Source organism: Roseateles cavernae (genome assembly GCF_040187885.1).
In the GTDB taxonomy this organism is placed as follows: domain Bacteria; phylum Pseudomonadota; class Gammaproteobacteria; order Burkholderiales; family Burkholderiaceae_C; genus Roseateles_E; species Roseateles_E cavernae.
On record NZ_JBDPLH010000001.1, the window covers coordinates 54,930 to 70,623 of the forward strand.

The following is a 15,694-nucleotide window of genomic DNA, read 5'->3' on the forward strand; positions in this document are numbered from 1 at the left end:
GCGGGCCGGCTTGGGGCGGCCCGGCGCTCGGCCCGCCCGTTTTGAACTTTGCTCGTGGTCATTCATCGGACGCGTGTCCTCGGGTCCAGCATTCGGTACAGCAGATCGGACAGCAGATTCAGGGCCACGAAGATCGAGCCCACCACCAGGGTGCCGCCCAGCACCGCGTTCATATCGGCGTTCTGCAGCGAGTTGGTGATGTACAGGCCCAGGCCCGGCCAGGCGAACACGGTCTCGGTCAGCACCGAGCCCTCCAGCAGGCCGGCATAGGACAGCGCGATCACCGTGACCAGGGGCACCATGGCGTTGCGCAGCGCGTGGCGCCAGATGATGCGGGCCTCGCTCAGCCCCTTGGCGCGGGCCGCGATCACATACTCCTGGCTCAGCTCGTTGAGCATGAAGGAGCGCGTCATGCGGCTGATATAGGCCAGCGAGAAATAGCCCAGCAGCGCGCCCGGCAGTATCAGGTGCGAGAGCGCATTGCGAAAGGCTTCCCACTCACCGGCCATCGCCGTGTCCACCAGCATCAACCCGGTGACCGGCGTGACGCTGTACTCGAAGGCCACATCGATGCGCCCCGGCCCCGCCACCCAGTCGAGCTTGGCATAGAACAGCACCAGGGCCATCAGGCCCAGCCAGAAGATGGGCACCGAGTAGCCGACCAGGGCCATCACCCGCACGGCCTGGTCGACCAGGCCGCCGCGCCGCACCGCCGCCCAGACGCCCAGCGGCACGCCCAGACCGGCGCCGATGAGGATGCCCACGGTGGCCAGCTCGAAGGTGGCCGGGAACACCCGCTTGATGTCCTGCAGCACCGGGTTGGAGGTCAGTACCGAGGTGCCCAGATCGCCCTGGGCGACCTTTTGCAGATAGAGCCAGAACTGATGCCAGAGCGGCTTGTTCAGGCCCATCTCCTCGCGCACCCGGGCGATCACATGCTCGGGCGCGCGGTCGCCGACCACGGCCAGCACCGGGTCCACCGGGATCACCCGGCCGATGAAGAAGGTCACGGCCAAGAGGCCCAGATAGGTCAGCGCGATGACCAGCAGGAATCCGCCCAGGGCGCGCGCCCTGGGCTTCAGCGCCCGAGCAAATCCCGTCATCAGCGCTTGGAGACCTTGAACATGTAGTTGGTGCTGAAGGTCGGGCCCAGCTTCAGGCCGCTGAGATTGCTGCGGTAGGCCGCCACCTCGGTCTGCTGGAACAGGATCACGAAGGGGCTGGTCTTGCGGAACTCGGCCTGGATGTCCTGGTACATCTTGGCGCGCTTGGGCGCATCACGCTCCAGCGCGGCGGCATCGCTCTTCTTGGTCAGCTCGGGAATGTCCCAGGCATTGCGCCAGGACAGCGGCTTGGCGGCGGCGCCGTCGCTGTTGTCGGCATTGCGCGCAAAGGTATCGGCATTGGTGTGCGGGTCCCAGTAGTCGGCGCCCCACTGGCCGATATAGATGTCGTGGCTGCGGGCGCGGTACTTGGTCAGCGTCTGCTTGCCGTCGCCGGGGATGATCTCGATGTCGATGCCGGCGCGCTTGGCGGTCTGCTGGAAGCTCTCGGCAATGCCCTGCACCGGCTGCACGGTGCGCATATCGATGGTGACCTTGAAGCCGTCCGGGTAACCCGCCTTGGCCAAGAGCGCCTTGGCCTTGGCCACATCGAACTTGAAGGGCTTGTCGGTGCTGGCGCCCAAGAGGCCCACCGGCAGGAAGTTCTGGTGGATCTGGCCGATGTGCTTGACCAGGGTCTCGCCGATGCCGTCGTAGTCCACCAGCAGCTTCATCGCCTCGCGCACCTCGGGCTTGGCCAGCGCCGGGTTCTTCATATTGAAGCTCATATAGACCACGGTGCCCTTGGGCGCGGCGGTGGTCTTGATGTCCTTGCTGGCGGCCAGGGCCGTGATGTCCTGCGGCGCCAGATTGCGGGCGATGTCGATATCGCCCTTCTCCAGCAGCAGGCGCTGGGTCGCGGCCTCCTTCACATGGCGGTAGATCACGCGGGCCAGCGGTGCCTTGGCGCCCAGGCTGTAGTTCTCATTGCGCTCCAGCGCCACGATCTCGTTGGCGCGCCACTCGCGCAGCTTGTAGGGGCCCGAGCCGGCGTAATTGGTCTTCAGCCAGGCGTAGCCCATATCGCCGTTGGCTTCCTTGCTCAGCACCAGCTTCTTGTCCAGCACCGATGCCACATCGGCGGTCAGGCAGTTCAGCACCAGCGTGGTCGCGTAGGGCTTGTCGGTCTCTATCGTCAGCGTCAGCGGGCCGGTCTGCTTGATGCGGTCCTTGACCACGTCCTTCTTCAGACCGAACTGGGTCAGGATGAAGGCCGGCGTCTTGTCCAGCAGCACCGCGCGCTGCAGCGACCAGACCACGTCCTCGGCGGTCAGCGCATTGCCGGAGGCGAATTTCAGGCCGGGCTTGAGCTCGAAAGTGAAGGTCTTGCCGTCGGCCGAGACGGTCCAGCTCTTGGCCAGGTCGCCGATCACCTTGGACGGGTCATTCACATCCAGGCGCAGCAGGCGGTCATAGGTATTGCCGAGGATCTCGCCGGCCGAGAGCTCGAAGGATTCGCCCGGGTCCATCGAGATGATGTCGTCGAAGGCGAAGGCCTGAACCAGGGTGTCCTTGGGCGTGGCGGCCGGCGCGATGCCATAGGCCAGGGCCAGGCTGGCGGCCAGCAGGCCGTGGACGGTGCGGCGGGAGATCTTGGGGCTCATGAGCATCGGGTTTCCTCGACTGATGGCTGCGTTGTGGGGTAGACGAACAGCGCATTCTTGCCCGCGCTCCGTGCTATCCCGGGTGGTGTAAACCAGTAGCGCCGGCGCCCGCGGCGATAGCGGTTGAAGAGCCGGGCATAGCCGCAGGGCATGGACCGTGCGCAGCGCGCACAGCTCAGCCCGGCAGCTGCCGGGCCAGCGCGCGGCCGCTGAGCCAAGCGCCCTCGACCTTGCCGCCGTTGAGCCAGTCGCCGCACAGGCCCAGGCCGGCCTCGGCGCGCCAGACGCTGCCCAGGCTCAGGGCCGCCTGCGTGTCGGCATAGCGCCAGCGCTGCGCCGTCCAAGCTCCCGGGGCCGGCGCCGGCGCCCCCAGCGCGGCAAAGGCCTGCAGCAGCTCGGCCGCCACCGCATCGGCAGGCCAGGCCAGCCGGGCCTCGCTCCACTCGGCCTCGGCATGCAGGAGCCAGGTCTCGGGGCCGCTGCCGACAGGGCGGCCGGGCTTGCTGCTGTCGCGTGCGAGCCAGCGCAGCGGCCCGCTGTTGACGAAGGCGGCATCGAAGGGCAGCGCCAACGCCGCCGGGTAGCGCAGCATCAGCGCCCAGCAGCCGCGCATGCGGACGCTGTCGGCCAGCGCGGCCAGTTCTTCCTGGGCGGCGGTTCGCAGCAGCGCGCCGGCCTGGGGCGCCGGCAGGGCCAGCAGCAGCGCATCGAAGCGCGTCGCCAGCAGGCCCTGCTCGGCGCTGTGCAGGCGCCAGCCCCCGGGCTCGCGCTGCAGCGCGGTGATGGTGCAGCCGCTGCTGAGCGCCAGCTCGGCGGCCAGCAGCCGGGCCGGCGCCGTCATCCGCGGCAGGCCGACAAAGCGCTCCAGCCCGGCCTCGCGGCGGTGCCGATCGGCCTCGCCGATGACGCTCAGGCGCGGCGTCCACAGCGCGGCGGCGCCGGCCGCCCGCCAGCGCTGCAGCTCGGCACGGAAGTCCGGATCTCGGGCGGTGAAGTACTGCGCGCCGTGGTCGCATTGCCAGCCGGCCGCCTCGTCGCGCCGGGTGCTCATGCGCCCGCCGGGGCCGCGGCTTTTCTCGAACAGCCGCACCCGGTGACCGGCCTGCTGCAAGGCGCCGGCACAGGCCAGGCCGGCGATGCCGGCGCCGATGACGGCCAGCTCAAGGCGCACTGAGGAAGAGCTCATGGCGGCGCATTGTGCCGGCTTGTCCCGGCCGCGGCAGGGCCTGGCCATCTCGGCTAGGCTGCGGCCATGACAGCAGCCCCGCCTCCAGACCAAGCGCTGCTTGGCAAACTGCCCGACGGCTACCGTGCCCTGGTCATCGGCGCCTCAGGCGCCCTCGGCGCCGCATTTGCACAGGCCTTGCGGGCCGACCCGCGCTGCGGGCTGTGCGTCGCACTGCACCGCCACTCGGCGCCGCTGGCCATCGATTTCGCCCGACCCGACAGCATCGCCGAGGCGGCGGCTGCGCTGGCCGACCAAGGCCCCTTCCAGCTGATCATCAACGCGGCCGGTCTGCTGCACGGCGAGGGCTTCATGCCCGAGAAACGCCTGGCCGATCTGGACCCGGCGCAGATGCTCGCCACCTTCACCGCCAACACCTTCGGGCCGGCCCTGCTGCTGCGCCATTTCACGCCGCTGCTGGACGGCCGGCAGCGCAGCGTGTTGGCCCTGCTCTCGGCCAAGGTCGGCAGCATCGGCGACAACCGACTGGGCGGCTGGTACAGCTACCGCGCCTCCAAGGCCGCGCTGAATATGCTGGTCAAGACCGCCGCGATCGAGCTGCGCCGCAGCAAGCCCGACACGCTGATCCTGGCCCTGCATCCGGGCACGGTCAGCTCGGCGCTGTCCGCGCCTTTTCGCGGTGCCGAGATCGGCCGGCCGGCGGCGCTGGCGGCCGCCCAGATGCTGGCCGTGCTGGACGCCGCCCGCCCCGAAGACAGCGGCGCCTTCCTCAGCTACGACGGCAGCACGCTGCCCTGGTGAGCGGGCCGGGCTTACGGCCCGGTGCTAGCGGCCGAGCTGCCGGCTGTAGGCGTAGAACACCTCGTCGCGCACCCAGCCCAGCGACTCATAGACCGATTGCGCGGCCCGGTTGGTCTTGGCCGTCGTCAGGTCCATGCGGGCCTTGCCCTGTTCGAGCGCCAGCCGCTCGGCGGCCTGCAGCAGCGCCCGGCCCGTGCCCGAGCGGCGCGCCACCGGCGCGACATAGAGGTCGTAGAGCGCATAGATGGGCCGGGCCTCGACCGAGCAGAAGCTCGGGTAGAGCTGGCAAAAGCCTATGGCCTGCCCCTGGGCATCGCGGGCCAGCAGGATCACCGACTCCTGTTTCTGCAAGCGCTCGCGGATGAAGCCGGTGGCCAGCGCGAGATCCGGCGCCTGCTCGTAGAACCGGCGGTAGGCGTCGAACAGGGCCGCGACAGGCTCGAGATCGGCCAGCGTGGCGAGTCGGATGCCGCCCGCATCGACAAAGTCCTTGCTGCAGGACTGCGCCTCGAAGCTCAGATCGGCGGCGGCCACCGGCGTCACGCGCGGCCCGAAGCTGCCGATGTCGGCCAGCGTGCGGTTGTGATGGGCGCTGATCTGGGCGGCCGACAGCAGCGGGCCGTCCAAGGTCGAATGGCCGTCGGCCACCAGGCTCACCGGATAGCCCAGGCCCAGCGCGCGGCGCACCGTGGTGTCGACGCAGAACTCGCTCTGGAAGCCGCAGACCACCAGGCGCTCGACGCCCAGGCGCTGCAGCAAGGCCTGCAACTCGGTGTTGTGAAAGGAGTCGGTCGCGGTCTTGCCCAGCCGGATATCGCCGGGCTGCACCGCCAGACCGGCGGCCAGCTGCCAGCCTTCGCTGCCATGGTCCAGCGCGCCGCCGACCGACTGATGCTGAATCAGGATCACCGGCACGCCGGCAGCCCTGGCCTTGGCGCAGACCGTATTGATGCGCTCGATCACGCGGTCGGCGTCGAAGCAGGCGTAGACGCCATGGCTGAGGGCATGTTGGACATCGATGACGAGGACGGCTTGATTCATGAGAGCGTGCAAGGTTGAGAAACGAAACGCGGCGAACGATAGACGATGTTTCGGCTCGTGACGAGACAAGGCTACGATGCGCGCCCTGCCCTAAGTCCTGCCGATGATGCGCCGTCCCGTTCTGTTGAGTGCCTTGTTCCTCGGCGCTGCCGTGATCGCCCTGCTGGCCACGCGCCCAGGATTGCAACTCATGGACCCGCCAATCGCAGGCGCCCCGCAGGGGCCCGCCCCCACCGTCATCGGCTGGCGCGGCCAGCTGCGGCCCGGGGCCGGCGACGGTGTCGAGGGCTGGCGCGACGGCCCGGCGGTCCAGGCCCGCTTTGCCGACCCTTACGGCCTGGCCACCGATGCACGCGGCCGGCTCTATATCGCCGACGGCGGCACCAGCAACCGCATCCGGCTGCTGACGGCCGAGGGCCAGGTCTTGACCCTGGCCGGCAGCGGCGCCGAGGGCTGGCGCGACGGCCCGGCCGCCGAGGCGGCCTTTCATACGCCCTCGGGACTGGCGCTGGACGCCGCCGGCAATCTCTATGTGGCCGACACCGGCAACCACCGCATCCGCAAGATCACGCCCGAGGGTCAGGTCTCGACCCTGGCCGGCGACGGTCAGCCGGGCCACCGCGACGGGCCGGCCGAGCAGGCCCGCTTCAACGGGCCGCTGGGCCTGGCCGTCGATGGCCAGGGCCGGGTCTGGGTGGCCGACAGCTACAACGACCGCATCCGTCTGATCAATGCTGAGGGCCAGGTCTTGACCCTGGCCGGCGGCGAGCTGCCCGGCGAGCGCGACGGTATCGGCGCCGAGGCCCGCTTCGACACGCCCGCCGCGCTGCTGATAGCCGCCGACGGTCATGCCCTGGTGGCCGATGCCGGCAATAACGCGATCCGCCGGGTGGCGCCGGACGGCACGGTCACGAGCGTGGCGCGCGCCGCACCGGACGATGAGCAGGCCTTGCTGCGCCGCCCGCTGAGCCTGGCGCTGAGCCATGACGGCCATCTCTATATCGGTGTGCAGGCGCGCGGCCGCGTGCTGCAGCTGGCGCCCAATGGCCAGCTGCAGCAGATCACCGCCGGCGACCGGCTGGCCCGGCCCACCGGCCTGGCGCTGGCGGCCGACGGCAGCCTGCTGGTGGCCGATGCCGCCAGCCACCGGTTGCACCGCCTGGCCGCCGTCGCGCCCGGCCAGAGCCAGGCGGCGCTGGGCGAGCTGGGGCCGTCGGCGCAGCAGCCGCTGCCGCAGACGGCCGGGCGCTGGCCGCTCAAGCCGCAGCAGGGCCCGCACGAGGTGGTCGGGGTGCTGGGCGAGGTGCGCGGCGGCAGGAGCAACAAGGGCGAGCGCACGATGGAGCCGCGCCACCATCTGCATGGCGGGCTGGACATCGCCGGCCCGGTCGGCGCCGAGGTGCTGGCAATCGCCAATGCCAAGGTCACGAGCCCGCTGGCCAGCTGGGGCTTTGGCGAGCTGGGCGAGGGGCTGGCGCTGGGGCCGCTGGCCTATGTCCATCTGCGGGTCGGCCGCCGCGCCGACGGGCGGCCGCTGGATCCGCAGCGCTTTGTGCCGCTGCGCGACGAGCAGGGCCGGCCCGAGCGCATGCGGCTGCGGCGCGGCACCCGCTTTGAAGCCGGTGAGGTGCTGGGCACGCTCAACGGCATGGCCCATGTGCATCTGAGCCTGGGCGCGCCCGGCCACCAGGGCAATGCGCTGGCCCTGGGCTTCAAGGACTTCAGCGACCGGCAGCCGCCGCGCATCGTGTCGGTCGAGCTCTTCGATGCGGCCGGCGGCCCGCTGAACGCGCGCGCGGGCGGCGATCTGCTGCTGCCGGCCGACCCGTCCGGCCTCAGCGTGGTGGTCGAGGCCTGGGACCAGGTCGACGGCAACAAGCCGAGCCGGCGCCTGGGCCTGCAAAGCCTGGCCTACCAGCTGCTCGACGAGGCGGGCCGGCCGCTGCCGGGCTTCGAGCCGCCGCGCCGGCAGATCGGTTTCGAGCAACTGCCCCAGGGCGATGTCGACGAGGACCGCATGACCCAGCTCGCCTATGCCGCCGGCAGCGGCGTCACGGTGCACGGCCAGGCCAGCACCCGCTTTCGCTACCAGCTGATGAACCGGGTCGACCAGGGGCGCCTGGCCGAGGGCCGGCTGACCCTGCCGGCGCCGGGCCGCTACCGGCTGCGGGTGCTGGCGCGGGACTGGGCGGGCAATGAGGCGACTCGGGAGCTCAGGCTGCAGCAGGCAGCGCCGCCGCCGCGCTGATGGCGTACAAACACGCCATGCCGCTGACACTGAACACCGCCCGACTGCTGCTGCGCCCCTGGCGCGACAGCGACCGCGCGCCCTTTGCCGCGCTGAATGCCGACCCGGAGGTGATGGAGTTCTTCCCCGCGCTGCAAAGCCCTGAGCAGAGCGATGCCAGCATCGATCTCTGGACGGCCCAGTTCGCCGAGCGGGGCTGGAGCAACTGGGCGGTGGAACTGCGCGACAGCGGCGCCTTCATCGGCTTCATCGGCCTGAGCGTGCCGCGCCGCCAGCTGCCCTTCTCGCCCTGCGTGGAGATCGGCTGGCGGCTGGCGCGTGCGCACTGGGGCCAGGGCCTGGCCACCGAAGGCGCATGGGCAGCGCTGGCGGCAGGCTTCGAACAGCTGGGCCTGAGCGAGATCGTGTCCTTCACCGCGCTGACCAATCTGCGCTCCCGTGCCGTGATGGAGCGCCTGGGCATGCGCAGCGACAGCGCCGAGGATTTCGACCACCCCGCCCTGCCCGAGGGCCATGGGCTGCGCCGGCATTGCCTGTACCGGCTGACGCGCGAGGATTGGCTAGGACGCCTCTGAACCCAGCTTGCGCAGCCGCGCCAGCCACTTCTTGCGCGCGGCCTCGCTGAGGCCCTCGACGCTGCCGACCAGGGTCTCGTGTACCGGTGCGATGCCGACAAAGCCGAGGATGTTGCGCTCCAGCGATTTGAGGCTGTGGGCGCGGAAGTAGTAGCGGTACAGCGCGGCCGGCATGCCCATGGTCACGAGCACACGGGCGGAGCGGCCGGCGAGGCCCTTCTTGGCCAGCATATTGTTGCCCTCGCTATGGAAGGCAAAGCCCGGCCGCGCCACCTGCTCCAGAAAGCCCTTCAGCAGCGCCGGCATATCGCCCAGCCAGAGCGGAAACACGATCAGCAGATGCTGGCACCAGGCGATCGCATCCTGGGCCTCTTGCAGGCCGGCCGGCAGCGCGCCCTGCTGCCATTCGGCCTGGCTGCGCAGCAGCGGGAAGTCCAGCCGCGCCAGCTCGACGCGGCGCAGCTCATGGCCGGCATCGAGCGCACCGGCCGCATAGGCATCGGCCAGCGCATGGCATAGATGCGGCGCGCTGCCGTCGGGATGGCCCTGGATGATCAGGAGGCGGCTCATGCTGCGCATGCTGAGCCCGCCGGCCTCCGCCGGGCTTGATGTGGGTCAGGGTTTGGCGTGGGGCAGCAGCCGGTGGCCGACCCCGGCGTTCATCGCATTGAGGATGTCGCCATTGTCCTGGCTCAGCTCCCAGGCGAACAGGCCGGCAAGGCCTGCCTCGAGCGCATAGCGGCCCTTGGCCCGCACCGCGCGCGGGTCGTCGTAGCCGATGAAGAGCTGCCGCTGGGGGTGGTGCAGATTCCAGGCCTCGGTCACCGGGTCGAAGCGGGCCTTGAAGCCGCGCAGGCCCTGGCCCTTGGGGCCGAGGTAGCGCTGGGCGATCTCGCGGTAGACCACGGCGCCGTCGGCGCCGGGGAAGGCGGCCTTCTTGGCCGCGCCGGTGGCAGGTCTTGCCACGCCGGCGAAGCCGCGCCCGTACATGGCCACGCCGGCCACCAGCTTGGACGCCGGCACGCCGGCCACCACCATATTGCGCACCGAGCGCTGCAGGCTGTCGTCGGCTTCGGGGGCGCTGCTGCGCAGCGTCGTGTGGTTGCCGGCCACGGCCGACCAGGCGCCGTAGAAGTCGTAAGTCATCATGAAGACCAGGTCCAGCGAGGTCTGGGCCTGCTTGAAATTGATGCGCTCGACGATGGCGCTGGTGGTGTTGATCGCGGTCGTCAGCAAATAGGGCCGGCCGGTCTCGGCCGTCAGCGCATCGAGCGCGCGGCGCAGCTCGCTCATCAGATCGGCATAGCCCTGGCCGTCGGCCGGGCCGCCGAGCTGCACGCCGTTGACCGCGCCATTGCCGCCGGGGTGCTCCCAGTCGATGTCGATGCCGTCAAAGCCCGGGTGCGCGCGCAGGAAGGCGACGGCCGAAGCGGCGAACACCGCGCGCCGCGCCGCGTCGTTGGCCAGATGGAAGAAGGGATCGGAGCCGCCCCAGCCGCCCACCGAGGCGACGACCTTGATATGGGGCTGGCGGACCTTCAGGCGCAGGAAGGCGGTATCGAACTCGCTGTCGATCTTGCCGGTGGCCAGCTCGAAAGCCTGCTTGCCCTCGCACTTGGGCGCATCCTGCGTCAGCTGGCCCGGGCCGCAGATGCGCAGAAAGGCATAGAGCAGATGACTCAGGCTGCCGGGCTTGATGGCGTCGACGACGGCCACCGGCTCCCAGTTCGGCACATAGGCGCCGACCACCTTGGCATCGCTGCCGCGATCCACCGCCAGCGGCCCGGCGCCGAACGGCGGCGGCTCGGCGTGGGCCAGTGTGGTGCTCAGGAACAGGCCGGTGGCCAGCAGCAGGGAACGCATCGCTCGGTGTCTCCATCAGGGGCTAGTAGCCCTGAGACTAACACCAATATGATGCCAATTTAATACCAATTAAGGCGCCAGCGTGACGCGCAGCTGCAGCTCACGGCTGCTCTGGCTCTCGGCATCGCTGCTGCTGATCACACCGGCCTGGGGCTGGCGCGTCGCAGCGCCGCTGCGCGCCACCGTCAGCCAGTCGCCCATCGCCACCAGCACGGTCGACAGCAGTTCGCTCTGCGCCCCGCTCTGCTGGCCGGCACCCAAGGCACGCAGCTCAACCCGCACCGGCTGCTTGCCGCCCGGCCAGGACGGCGTCAGCACAAAACCGCGCTGGCGCTCGGTGGGCAGGCTGTGGGTCTGGGCATGGATGCGCGGACGCTCCCTCCCACCGCCGCGCAGCTCGACCCCGTAGTCCAGCCATTGCAGCAGCTCGGTCTCGCTGAGCAGCACGCTGGCCTGGTAGCCATTGAGCACCAGCACGCGCTGGATCTGGCTGCCCTCGGCCTCCTGGCGCCGGGTCGACAGCGTCAGCCCCGGCCGGGGCGAGACCGAGCCGGCCGTGCCCACCACCACGCCGCCCTGGCGCACGCCGGCCACCGCCGCGCCGCTGACACTGGACTCGGCCCAGCGCAGCTCGACCAGCAGGTTCTGGCGCGGACCCTCGGCCGCCCGGCCCAGGGCCGGGGCCAGCAGCAAGAGGCCGCAGCCCCGCAGCATCAGGCGTCGTTGATCAATCATGGGGCTAGCATAGCGAAGGCTGTCACGGCCGGGTATGGAGAAGTCCATGGCAAAGCTTGTTGCGCTCTACAAGAAGCCGGCCGATGCGGCCGCCTTCGACGCCCACTACCACGCCACCCATGTGCCGCTGGCCAAGACCATGGCGGGCTTGCGCCGCTACGAGGTCAGCAGCGGGCCCGTGATGACGCCGCAGGGCGAGTCGCCGCTGCACCTGGCGGCCATGCTGAGCTTCGATTCGCTGGCGGCCCTCCAGACCGCGATGGCCTCGCCGCAAGGCCAGGCCACCGCCGCCGACCTGGCCAACTTCGCGCATGCCGGCGTGGACCTCCTGATCTTCGACAGCAAGGAGGTCTGAGCCGGCGCCGGGTCAGCCGGGCCGGCCCAGCATCAACACCGTCGTGTAGGGCACCGCCACCCGGCCGTCCCGCGCAAAGCGGGCAAAGAGTTCACGCACCGTCGCTGTGACGACCCGACCCGGCTCGCTGTCGGGCCGGGGCATATAGGAGCGCGAGAACACCAGGCTGATCAGGCCCGACTCGTCCAGCCCATGCTCGTGCGGCCATTGCCATTCGCGCGGCGCGGTGCCAGCGAAGAAGCGTCCGACCTGGCCGCGGTCCTCGTGCGCCAGCAGGCGCAAGCGGCCCTCGCCGCCATGGCGCTCGAACACCTCCTCATCCAGCGCCCGGTGCAGCGGCTGCTCGCGCTGGCGGTCGTTCCAGACCAGCGCCACCTGGCCGGCGGGGCTCAGCACCCGCAAGGCCTCGGCCCGGGCGGCCTCGGGCTCGAACCAGTGGAAGGCCTGGGCGGCGGTGATCAGGTCCAGACTGGCAGCGGCGGCCGGTATCGCCTCGGCCCGGCCTTCGGCGCTGCGGTAGCCGGCTCGCGCACCCAGCAGCGCATCGCAGGCCGCGCGCATCGCCGCATTCGGCTCCACCGCCAGCACCTGCCAACCCCGCGCCAGCAGGCCCTGGGTCAGCAGCCCAGTGCCTGCGCCGACATCGGCGACACGGCGCGGCGTCAGCTCGCGGGCCAGCGTGTCGAACAGGGCCGGCGGATAGTCGGGCCGCGAGGCCTGGTAGTCGGCCACCTTGGCGTCGAACACCGCGCCGACGCCGCCGCTGGCCGCATACAGGCCGCGCAGCGCGGCGCCGGTGTCTTCCTGATCATGAGCTTTTGTCATGAGCGCGTAGCATAGCCCGCCACCGTCACGATCCCGATATGAGCGAACACTTCTACGAACCCCGGCTGGGCCATGGCCTGCCGCATGACCCCTTCAACGCCATCGTCGGCCCGCGCCCGATCGGCTGGATCTCCTCGCGCGACGCGGCCGGCGTGCTGAACCTGGCGCCCTACAGCTTCTTCAATGCCTTCAACTACACGCCGCCCATCATCGGTTTCGCCAGCACCGGCTGGAAGGACACGGTGCGCAATATCGAGGCCACCGGCGAGTTCGTGTGGAACCTCGCGACGCGCGAACTGGCCGAGCAGATGAACGCCAGCTGCGCGGCCGTGCCGCCGGAGGTCGACGAGTTCGCGCTGGCCGGGCTGGCGACGGCGCCTTCACGCATCGTCGGCGTGCCGCGCGTGGCGGCCGCGCTGGTGTCCTTCGAGTGCCGGCTGAGCCAGCTGATACGGCTGCAGAGCGCGGCAGGCGCGGCGGTCGATACCTGGCTGACCCTGGGCGAGGTGGTGGGCGTGCACATCGCCGAGCAGCTGCTGGTGGACGGCGTCTACGACACCGCCGCCGCCCGCCCCATCCTGCGCGGCGGCGGCCCGGCCGACTACTTCGAGCTGGGCGAGCGCTTCAAGATGCGCAGGCCGGCGTAGAGCGAGGGCCACAGCAGGTTCAGCGCCAGCCCGCTCATCACCAGGGCGGCCGCACCCAGCTTCCACAGCGGCAGCGGCTCGCCCAGCAACAGGGCCGCGCTGCCGATGCCGAAGACCGGCACCAGCAAGGCCATCGGTACGATAGTTGCGGCCGCATGCCGCGCCAGCAGCCAGCCCCAGACCCCGTAGCCGAACAAGGTGTTGCCGACCGACTGCCACAGCACGGCGGCCCAGGTGCCCCAGCCCGCCTGCTGCAGCCCCTGCGCGATCGCGGCCGGGCCTTCGACCAGCAGCGACAGCAGGATCAGCGGCGGCACCGCGAACAAGCTGGTCCAGACCATATAGGCCAGCATATTGACGCGGCCGGCGCGCTTGCCGACGATATTGCCGCAGGCCCAACTGAAGGCTGCGGCCAGCACCATCAGCACGCCCAGCACCGTGGTGCTGCCGTCGGTATGCGAGGCAATCACCGCGATGCCGCCGGCCGCTAGCGCCAGGCCCAGCCATTGATAGCCCTGCACCCGCTCCCTGGCCAGGCGCATCGCCAGCAGCAGCGTGAAGAAGACCTGGGTCTGCACCACCAGCGAGGCCAGGCCCGGCGAGATCTGGGCGCGCATCGCCAGATAGAGCACGCCGAACTGGCCGACGCCGATCAAGAGGCCGTAGGCCGCCAGATTGCGCCAGCCGACCTGGGGCCGCGGCAGGAAAAAGATCGCCGGCAGCACCGCAAAGAAAAAGCGCAGCGCCGCGAACAGCAGCGGCGGCAAGGCATTCAGGCCCAGCTTGATGACGACGAAGTTGCTGCCCCAGATGGCGACAACGGCCAGCGCAAGCAGGAAATGGCGGACGGGCATCGCGGCATGAGTCATGGCCGCAGCCTACCCTAGCCCACCTCGACCCGGTTGCGGCCCTGCGCCTTGGCCTCATAGAGCAGCAGGTCGGCCCGCTCCAGCAGCTGGGCCAGCGTCTCGCTGCCACGATACTCGGTCAGGCCGATCGACACGGTGATGCCCAGGGCCTGGGCGCCGACCGGGATCAGCAGGCTCTCGACCTGCAGGCGCAGGCGCTCGGCGCCGGCCCGGGCGGCCGGCAGCGCGGTGTCGGTCAGCAGCAGCACGAATTCCTCGCCACCCCAGCGCGCCAGCACATCGGCGCCGCGTATCGCCGCCAGCGCGGCCGGCGCGAAGGCGCGCAGCACGGTGTCGCCGGCGCTGTGGCCATGGCCGTCGTTGATGCGCTTGAAGTGGTCGAGATCCAGCAGGGCCAGGCAGAAGCCCCGGCCCGAGCGACGGCTGCGCAGCAGCTCCTGCTCCAGCAGCTCCTGCATGCGGCGGCGGTTCAGCAGACCGGTCAGCTCGTCGCGGGTGGCCATGGTCTGGATCTTCTCCAGCGCCAGCTGCAGCTCCTGCTTCTGCACCGCCAGGCGCCGGCGGATCTGGCTGAGCCGCCCGGCCAGCAGCGACACGCTGGGCAGCATGAAGGCCAGCATCAGGAAATGGCCGAACTCGACCGCCGGCCGATAGACCTCGGGCCGCCGCATCGCCATCACCAGCATCACCAGGCCCAGCAGCAGCAAGGCATAGAGGCTGAGCCACAAGGCGCTGCGTGCGCGCAGCTGGAACATGCCGAACATCAGGATCACGGCCAGGATGGGGAAGATCGCGCCGCGCACCGGGCCGGCCAGCGCATAGCCGGCGGCGGCGCTGCTGATCGCGTAAAGCATCTGCGGCACCGTCAGCGCCGGGTCCGGCAGGCGGCGCGACCAGCCGCTGCGTATCAGCAGGTAGAAGCCGATCAGCCCACCCAGCGACAGCAGGTTCCACCAGAACACCGGCGCCGCCGGCGCCTTCGCGACCCAGACCGCGTACTGCATCACCAGCACGCTCAAACCCATCAGCAGCAGCGCCAGCCCGGCCTGGGCCAGGCGCAGCCGCTGGGTGGGGTCGGTCGTCAGCAGCCAGTCAGCCAGGCGTTTGTGCATGGGCGGCGAGCCTAACTCAAGCGCCCGTCTTTACACCGGCACGATTGCTCAAGGATTGCAAATGCGTCAGCGGCATCGCCGCGCCGGCCTTGACCTCGCCCAGCGAGAAGCTGGTGTGGATGTCCTTCACATTGGGCAGGTTCAGCAAGGTGTCGATCGAGAAGCGCGAGAAGGCGTCCAGATCGGTGGCCATCACCTGCAGCTCGAAGGTGCCGGCGCCCGAGATGTAGTGGCAGGCCACGACCTCGGGCAGCGCACGGATCGCGGCCTCCAGCTCGCGGGTGACGCTGCCGGCGCTGCGCTCGGTATCCACCCGCACAAAGGCCAGCACGCCCAGGCCGACCTTGCGGCGATCAATCTCGGCGCGGTAGCCGGTGATATAGCCCCGGTCCTCCAGCCAGCGCACACGCCGCCAGGTTGGTGCGGCCGACAGGCCGATGCGCGCGGCCAGCTCGGCGTTCGAGAGGCGCGCGTCGCGCTGCAGCTCCACCAGGATGGCGATGTGATACCGGTCCAGGCCCTCGCCCGGCTCCGCATCGCCGTCAGCCTCGGAGTTCTTTCTAATGGTTTGCCCTGATAAGGGCTTTCTGGAAGCCAAACCAAATCCTCAATGTAGATCTGAGCAAGATTATTGCTCCAGGGGCCGATTTTGCGCGCCAATGAGAAAGCACCACGCGGGCCGCTTTCCCTACACTGCGCGGCGGGTCTCAAAAGACCCATACTCACGATC

16 protein-coding genes and 1 pseudogene are annotated in these 15,694 nt (G+C 70.2%); 5 read left to right on the top strand and 12 right to left on the bottom strand.

All coding sequences use genetic code 11. The features are described from left to right. Window positions 1–62 precede the first annotated feature (62 nt). The 3 genes from ABGI63_RS00285 to ABGI63_RS00295 form a co-directional block, all read right to left on the bottom strand. Entirely contained in the window at window positions 63–1,103 is a 1,041-nt protein-coding gene (locus ABGI63_RS00285; RefSeq protein ID WP_349740478.1) for an ABC transporter permease, read from the bottom strand. Continuing rightward, window positions 1,103–2,707, bottom strand: a complete 1,605-nt coding sequence (locus ABGI63_RS00290; protein WP_262972393.1) for an ABC transporter substrate-binding protein — start codon at window positions 2,705–2,707, stop codon at window positions 1,103–1,105. Before ABGI63_RS00290 ends, ABGI63_RS00285 begins: the two co-directional genes overlap by 1 nt. Before the next feature lie 175 nt (window positions 2,708–2,882). Further along, window positions 2,883–3,893 (bottom strand): NAD(P)/FAD-dependent oxidoreductase, encoded by a 1,011-nt coding sequence (locus ABGI63_RS00295; RefSeq protein ID WP_349740479.1) that lies wholly within the window; start codon window positions 3,891–3,893, stop codon window positions 2,883–2,885. Between the two features lie 66 nt (window positions 3,894–3,959). Between ABGI63_RS00295 and ABGI63_RS00300 the strand changes: the two genes are divergently transcribed. Further along, complete coding sequence (locus ABGI63_RS00300; protein WP_349740480.1) at window positions 3,960–4,694, top strand: SDR family NAD(P)-dependent oxidoreductase; 735 nt, start codon at window positions 3,960–3,962, stop codon at window positions 4,692–4,694. Between the two features lie 24 nt (window positions 4,695–4,718). Here the strand turns inward: ABGI63_RS00300 and ABGI63_RS00305 are convergent, their stop codons facing one another. Both ABGI63_RS00305 and ABGI63_RS00310 read right to left on the bottom strand, forming a co-directional pair. Then, window positions 4,719–5,162, bottom strand: coding sequence for a GNAT family N-acetyltransferase (locus ABGI63_RS00305; RefSeq protein ID WP_349741685.1), 444 nt, complete (start codon window positions 5,160–5,162; stop codon window positions 4,719–4,721). A gap of 162 nt (window positions 5,163–5,324) precedes the next feature. After that, window positions 5,325–5,735: pseudogene (locus ABGI63_RS00310) on the bottom strand (cysteine hydrolase family protein); the annotation flags it as partial. 190 nt (window positions 5,736–5,925) lie between these two features. On the opposite strand from ABGI63_RS00310, the gene ABGI63_RS00315 reads away from it, so the two are divergent. Together ABGI63_RS00315 and ABGI63_RS00320 are read left to right on the top strand one after the other, a co-directional pair. Then, entirely contained in the window at window positions 5,926–7,983 is a 2,058-nt protein-coding gene (locus tag ABGI63_RS00315; RefSeq protein WP_349740481.1) for a gluconolaconase, read from the top strand. Further along, the gene (locus tag ABGI63_RS00320) at window positions 7,983–8,558 is read left to right on the top strand and encodes a GNAT family N-acetyltransferase (protein WP_349740482.1); all 576 of its coding nucleotides are present in this window, start codon (window positions 7,983–7,985) and stop codon (window positions 8,556–8,558) included. The genes ABGI63_RS00315 and ABGI63_RS00320 overlap by 1 nt, the downstream gene beginning before the upstream one ends. Here ABGI63_RS00320 and ABGI63_RS00325 read toward each other — a convergent pair. The 3 genes from ABGI63_RS00325 to ABGI63_RS00335 all read right to left on the bottom strand — a co-directional run bounded on the left by ABGI63_RS00325 (window position 8,544) and on the right by ABGI63_RS00335 (window position 11,156). Beyond that, complete coding sequence (locus ABGI63_RS00325) at window positions 8,544–9,128, bottom strand: NAD(P)H-dependent oxidoreductase (RefSeq protein WP_349740483.1); 585 nt, start codon at window positions 9,126–9,128, stop codon at window positions 8,544–8,546. The genes ABGI63_RS00320 and ABGI63_RS00325 overlap by 15 nt on opposite strands. Before the next feature lie 45 nt (window positions 9,129–9,173). Beyond that, a complete protein-coding gene (locus tag ABGI63_RS00330; RefSeq protein WP_349740484.1) occupies window positions 9,174–10,421 on the bottom strand; it encodes a glycoside hydrolase family 18 protein in 1,248 nt (415 codons plus the stop codon). A 69-nt stretch (window positions 10,422–10,490) separates the two neighbouring features. Continuing rightward, window positions 10,491–11,156 (bottom strand): hypothetical protein, encoded by a 666-nt coding sequence (locus ABGI63_RS00335; RefSeq protein ID WP_349740485.1) that lies wholly within the window; start codon window positions 11,154–11,156, stop codon window positions 10,491–10,493. Window positions 11,157–11,202: 46 nt separating this feature from the next. On the opposite strand from ABGI63_RS00335, the gene ABGI63_RS00340 reads away from it, so the two are divergent. Continuing rightward, on the top strand, window positions 11,203–11,511 hold the full coding sequence (locus ABGI63_RS00340) for an EthD family reductase (RefSeq protein ID WP_349740486.1): 309 nt from the start codon (window positions 11,203–11,205) through the stop codon (window positions 11,509–11,511). Window positions 11,512–11,523: 12 nt separating this feature from the next. On the opposite strand, the gene ABGI63_RS00345 is transcribed toward ABGI63_RS00340, so the two are convergent. Then, window positions 11,524–12,336 carry a class I SAM-dependent methyltransferase gene (locus ABGI63_RS00345; RefSeq protein WP_349740487.1) on the bottom strand — a complete coding sequence of 271 codons (813 nt, stop codon included), beginning with the start codon at window positions 12,334–12,336 and terminating at the stop codon, window positions 11,524–11,526. Between the two features lie 38 nt (window positions 12,337–12,374). Between ABGI63_RS00345 and ABGI63_RS00350 the strand changes: the two genes are divergently transcribed. Next, window positions 12,375–12,983, top strand: a complete 609-nt coding sequence (locus ABGI63_RS00350) for a flavin reductase family protein (RefSeq protein ID WP_349740488.1) — start codon at window positions 12,375–12,377, stop codon at window positions 12,981–12,983. Here the strand turns inward: ABGI63_RS00350 and ABGI63_RS00355 are convergent. From ABGI63_RS00355 to ABGI63_RS00365, 3 genes are read right to left on the bottom strand one after another with little or no spacing between them, the layout of a single operon-like run. Beyond that, complete coding sequence (locus ABGI63_RS00355) at window positions 12,938–13,837, bottom strand: EamA family transporter (protein WP_349740489.1); 900 nt, start codon at window positions 13,835–13,837, stop codon at window positions 12,938–12,940. The genes ABGI63_RS00350 and ABGI63_RS00355 overlap by 46 nt on opposite strands. Window positions 13,838–13,866: 29 nt before the next feature. Continuing rightward, the gene (locus ABGI63_RS00360) at window positions 13,867–14,964 is read right to left on the bottom strand and encodes a GGDEF domain-containing protein (RefSeq protein WP_349740490.1); all 1,098 of its coding nucleotides are present in this window, start codon (window positions 14,962–14,964) and stop codon (window positions 13,867–13,869) included. Between the two features lie 16 nt (window positions 14,965–14,980). After that, window positions 14,981–15,529, bottom strand: a complete 549-nt coding sequence (locus tag ABGI63_RS00365) for an Lrp/AsnC family transcriptional regulator (protein WP_349741686.1) — start codon at window positions 15,527–15,529, stop codon at window positions 14,981–14,983. Window positions 15,530–15,694: the final 165 nt, after the last annotated feature.

Bases quoted from the DNA above. Each gene is read 5' to 3' on its own strand.
- ABGI63_RS00285 (WP_349740478.1), bottom strand. From the start codon at position 1,103: ATGACGGGATTTGCTCGGGCGCTGAAGCCCAGGGCGCGCGCCCTGGGC.
- ABGI63_RS00290 (WP_262972393.1), bottom strand. From the start codon at position 2,707: ATGAGCCCCAAGATCTCCCGCCGCACCGTCCACGGCCTGCTGGCCGCC.
- ABGI63_RS00295 (WP_349740479.1), bottom strand. From the start codon at position 3,893: ATGAGCTCTTCCTCAGTGCGCCTTGAGCTGGCCGTCATCGGCGCCGGC.
- ABGI63_RS00300 (WP_349740480.1), top strand. From the start codon at position 3,960: ATGACAGCAGCCCCGCCTCCAGACCAAGCGCTGCTTGGCAAACTGCCC.
- ABGI63_RS00315 (WP_349740481.1), top strand. From the start codon at position 5,926: ATGGACCCGCCAATCGCAGGCGCCCCGCAGGGGCCCGCCCCCACCGTC.
- ABGI63_RS00320 (WP_349740482.1), top strand. From the start codon at position 7,983: ATGGCGTACAAACACGCCATGCCGCTGACACTGAACACCGCCCGACTG.
- ABGI63_RS00325 (WP_349740483.1), bottom strand. From the start codon at position 9,128: ATGAGCCGCCTCCTGATCATCCAGGGCCATCCCGACGGCAGCGCGCCG.
- ABGI63_RS00330 (WP_349740484.1), bottom strand. From the start codon at position 10,421: ATGCGTTCCCTGCTGCTGGCCACCGGCCTGTTCCTGAGCACCACACTG.
- ABGI63_RS00335 (WP_349740485.1), bottom strand. From the start codon at position 11,156: ATGATTGATCAACGACGCCTGATGCTGCGGGGCTGCGGCCTCTTGCTG.
- ABGI63_RS00340 (WP_349740486.1), top strand. From the start codon at position 11,203: ATGGCAAAGCTTGTTGCGCTCTACAAGAAGCCGGCCGATGCGGCCGCC.
- ABGI63_RS00345 (WP_349740487.1), bottom strand. From the start codon at position 12,336: ATGACAAAAGCTCATGATCAGGAAGACACCGGCGCCGCGCTGCGCGGC.
- ABGI63_RS00350 (WP_349740488.1), top strand. From the start codon at position 12,375: ATGAGCGAACACTTCTACGAACCCCGGCTGGGCCATGGCCTGCCGCAT.
- ABGI63_RS00355 (WP_349740489.1), bottom strand. From the start codon at position 13,837: ATGCCCGTCCGCCATTTCCTGCTTGCGCTGGCCGTTGTCGCCATCTGG.
- ABGI63_RS00360 (WP_349740490.1), bottom strand. From the start codon at position 14,964: ATGCACAAACGCCTGGCTGACTGGCTGCTGACGACCGACCCCACCCAG.